Source organism: Thioalkalivibrio sp., from assembly GCF_007692535.1.
Lineage (GTDB): Bacteria > Pseudomonadota > Gammaproteobacteria > Ectothiorhodospirales > Ectothiorhodospiraceae > Thioalkalivibrio.
Genome location: NZ_REBW01000241.1, coordinates 1 through 3,992, shown reverse-complemented (window position 1 = coordinate 3,992; position 3,992 = coordinate 1). Strand labels below are relative to the sequence as shown.

The 3,992-nt window shown below is 58.8% G+C and carries 3 protein-coding genes; all 3 read right to left on the bottom strand.

Annotated features, from left to right (window positions below; translation table 11 throughout):
• Positions 1–441 precede the first annotated feature (441 nt).
• Positions 442–1,266, bottom strand: coding sequence for an Eco57I restriction-modification methylase domain-containing protein (locus EA346_RS13545; RefSeq protein ID WP_296759497.1), 825 nt, complete (start codon positions 1,264–1,266; stop codon positions 442–444).
• A 161-nt stretch (positions 1,267–1,427) separates the two neighbouring features.
• Entirely contained in the window at positions 1,428–2,237 is an 810-nt protein-coding gene (istB, locus tag EA346_RS13540) for an IS21-like element helper ATPase IstB (RefSeq protein ID WP_296759495.1), read from the bottom strand.
• Entirely contained in the window at positions 2,234–3,724 is a 1,491-nt protein-coding gene (istA, locus tag EA346_RS13535; RefSeq protein WP_296759493.1) for an IS21 family transposase, read from the bottom strand. Before istA ends, istB begins: the two co-directional genes overlap by 4 nt.
• Positions 3,725–3,992 lie beyond the last annotated feature (268 nt).

Sequence of the window (3,992 nt, the reverse complement as noted above, 5' to 3'; positions counted from 1 at the left end):
TACCGCGGATCGCGCCAACGTAAAGCGCGGCAAAAACTGTGCTCGCCGCAAGTTCACGTGTCACGTAGTTTCGATTATAGGCACCTTCAGGAAAAATATCTTTCAGCCGCTTGTGAATTTCAGCGCGAGCAAGAATAGGCGCAAGCATTAACCGCACTCGCCGGCATAAAGTGTTTCGAGGACAGCATGGACCTTCTCGGGCGCCGCTCCACAGATCACAAGTTGATCTATCTTTTCCATTTCTCCCAAGGAGGGAAGTGGCAATGCCTCCAATTCATATGCTGAAACCGCAACGCTTCCACTAATGCACCGAAAAGCTTGATCAACTATTCTGCTGTTCAACACCTGTGTTAGTGTTGGGGGTGTTTGTAGCGGCTTTTCTTGGATGGTGCTTATCTTGTTGATTTGATTTTCGTCTATTACTGCTCCGTGTTGTGCGATTTATTCAGCGGGAAGCTCGGCTGCTATCAGCCGACGGGTTTGCTCTTTTGCTGTCGTGCGCTGAAGCAGAACGCAGGGGCGAACGACCTTTAGCCACTCATCACTTTTCCGCGTTTGAAAATACGGAGAGTGATTGCGTTTCGTGGCGCGAAATCGGAAGGACCCGTCACTCGTTACCGACTCTGCCCAGATCAACGGATAGGTGCCCGGTTTCATATCATTACGCAGTTGGTCCTTGTGTCGGTTCCAGACCAGTGGGCCAGTGGCGACTTTGTACCCCAGATCGGCCAGCCTGTTCGGCATCCTCGTCAATTGCTCAGCGAGCGCACGGTGATGCGGCTCGCGCGGTGCTATCCAAGGACCGCTCTCGTCAACGGGAAGCCGGAAGCTCCCAACTTCTTCAACCTGCGCCCGGCCATCGCGTAGGCCGAGAAAATGTACGGTAGCCTCGCCAACCTTCCCCTCGCGGCGATAGGTGGCAAGCACAGCCTCCTGCAAGACATCCTGAAACACACCACGCCGGGCTTGAAGGAAGTCAACCGCGACTGGCGGCGCCTCGCTGGACAGAAGACCCCGAAGAGCCTTGAAATATTGTCCCGCGAGAAAACTGGTCGGCGTAACGTAGGCGATAACTCCACCTGGTTTTGTCCACCTGATCGCCAGATCCGTAAAAACGCCATACAGATTCGCGTGCCCGTAAAGGCTGCGGCGATAGCACTCTCTCTGGTGCGGTGCGAGTGTGACCCGGCCATATGGCGGATTACCGATGACGAGATCGAAGCCGTCGCTTGCGGGAAGCTGATCAAGGGCATCGCAGACCTGCACAATACTCGGGAACGACCGATCGGCAGCCTTTGCTGTAGCGCGGCAATCAGGATGAGACGAGCGCGTCAAACAGGATGAGATTCTGCGACCGCGATTTTGTGAGCTTGTCCGATTGATGTGTCGCGGACAAGCGTTTTGTCGGGGCTGATTGTCGGGGAGCGTCAATCAGGGTTGAAGTCGGCGGCTGAAGCCTGCTTGGGAGGGCGACCGGGTCCTTTGGCCTTCACTGCTGCCTTTCGTCGATAGCTTTCGACATTCATTTCGAAGATGGTTGCGTGGTGGACGATGCGATCGACCGCGGCGAGCGTCATTGCGGGATCCGGGAAGATGGTGTCCCAGGCGCCGAACGGCTGGTTTGCGGTGATCAGCATGGATCGTCGTTCGTACCGCGCACTGATCAACTCGAACAGCACGCTGGTCTCGGCCTGATCCTTGGTGACATAGGCGATGTCATCGAGGATCAGCAGGTGGTATTTGTCGAGCTTGGCAATGGCGGCTTCGAGCACGAGATCGCGCCGGGCCTGCTGAAGTTTTTGCACGAGATCGGTGGTGCGCGTGAAGAGCACGCGGTAGCCGTTCTCGACGAGCGCCAGCCCGATAGCCGAACTGAGATGCGATTTGCCGACGCCTGGCGGGCCGAACAGCAGGATATTGTTCCCGTTTCCGATCCAGCTGTCGCCGGCAGTGATGGCATTGATGTGGGCCTTCGAGAGCGTGGGGACGGCGTTGAAGTCGAAACTGTCGAGCGTTTTGCCCGGCAGAAGCCGTGCCTGAGCGAGATGGCGTTCGATTCGGCGCCGATCACGCTCTGCCAGTTCGTGCTCCACGAGGGCATTGAGCAGGCGGGCCGCACGCCAGCCTTCCTTGTCGGCCTGTTCGGCAAAACGAGGCCAGAGTGCCTTGATGGCCGGCAGGCGCAGCTCATTCAGGGCAAGGGTGAGACGCGCAGCGTCAATATCGGTCGACGTCATGCTGCTGCCTCCTCCGCGATTGATGCGGAACTGAGCAGTTGATCGTAGCTCGACAGATCGGCCAGATGCACCTCGACCCCGGGCAGGCTTTCGGCGAGGGGCGCAAAGAGTGCTCGCAGGGCCGCGATGTCCGGCAATCGCTGCTGACGCATATCCTCTTCGAGCTGGGCTGCGAGTTCGGCCTCGCAACCGCGGTCATGGGCCAGCGCCAGAAGATCGACGATCATGCGGCAAGCCTGTCGTTCCGTCGCCCGTTCCAGCATCATGTCGAAGACCTCACGGAATACCTGCCGTGGAAACAGCTGATCGCGGTAGACCAGCCCCATCAGTGCCATGGGTTTTTTGCGCAGCGAATGGATGACGTGATGATAGTTGACGACATGCTGATGCGGGCCATGCCGACCAGCACGCCGGCGGGGCAGCGTCATCAGGAATGTCGCTCCGAGAAACAGTTCCAGCCGGTCATCATAGAGCCTGCCCCGAAGCTGATGATGGATCAGCCGGGACGGGACGGTGTAGAAGACCTTGCGCAACATGAAGCCGCCAGATGATGTAACCCGGACCGTGACCTGCTCATGATCGGTGGTGCGGCGGACAGGAAGCGGTTTGAGGCTGGCCCGCTCGATATCAATACGCTTGGCGTTGCGGGCATTGATCCGACCGACGACTTCGTCGATGAAGCGCCGATAGCTCTCCAGATTCCCGAAGTCTCGTGACCCGCGCATGGCGAGGGCGTCCTCGATCGCCCTCTTCAGATGGCCGTGAGGGCCTTCTATGGAGCCGTTCTCATGAGCGAGGCCCCTGTTATTGCGCGATGGCGTCATGCCGTAATGGCGGCACAGGGCGTCAACGCGATCGGTGAGATCGGCCTGCGCCGATTGATCCAGATTCTTGAACGCTGCTGAAAGACTGTCGGTCCGGTGTTCTTCCGGGACGCCGCCGAGAGACCAGAGGGCATTCTGCAAGCCCTCGGCCATGGCAACATAGCTCTCGCCGCCCAGGATGACATGGGCATGCTCGAAGCCGGAATAGGCCAGCCGAAAGTGATACAGCCGATGGTCCAGGGGTTGGCCGGCGATACTCACTGCCAAGCGGCCCATATCGGTAAAATCCGACAGGCCCATCTTGCCCGGCTTATGAACCTGGCGAAACATCACCTCCTGTTCGGGACCATATACGGCCCGCCATTCGCGGATCCGCCGCTCCAGCGTTCGCCGGATACCGGGGCTCAGATCGGGGTGGCGGCGAAGCAGTTCTTCGAAGATCGCGACCGGTCGAAGGCCAGGAGACGATCGCAGAAGGGGTACGACTTCCGTATCGAAAATATCCGCAAGCGGGTCCGGGCGGCGCCTGCCACGTTCAGGCTTCTTTTGTGAAATCAAAACCGGGTCGGCTTCCAGCCGGTAGCCGGTAGCACGGCTCAAGCCGGCTTTGGCGGCGGCGATGGTAACGGAATGGGTTTGTCTGAGCGTCATGAACAGCCTCATCTGTCTATCGGTGACATGACGGCCCGGCATCAACGATCTCCCCCTCAGGAAAACCGCTTTCTATCCGAACCGATCACGGTCCTCAGACACGCCCGTTCCGGGCGAAACGCGGATTTGGGGTCTCTCCAGTCGGGCTACGCCCTCCCTTCGAGCTCCCAAATCCGCGTCTCACCTTGATTGACGCTGGCGTCTCACTTTGATTGTCGCGCTGCACATTCTGCCGTGCCCGGTCCAGACTGGACATCGACCCTTACGGTCATAGCCTTCA

What these genes read in the sequence shown, in the direction of transcription:
- istA (WP_296759493.1), bottom strand. Translation starts at nt 3,724, where the DNA reads ATGAGGCTGTTCATGACGCTCAGACAAACCCATTCCGTTACCATCGCC.
- istB (WP_296759495.1), bottom strand. Translation starts at nt 2,237, where the DNA reads ATGACGTCGACCGATATTGACGCTGCGCGTCTCACCCTTGCCCTGAAT.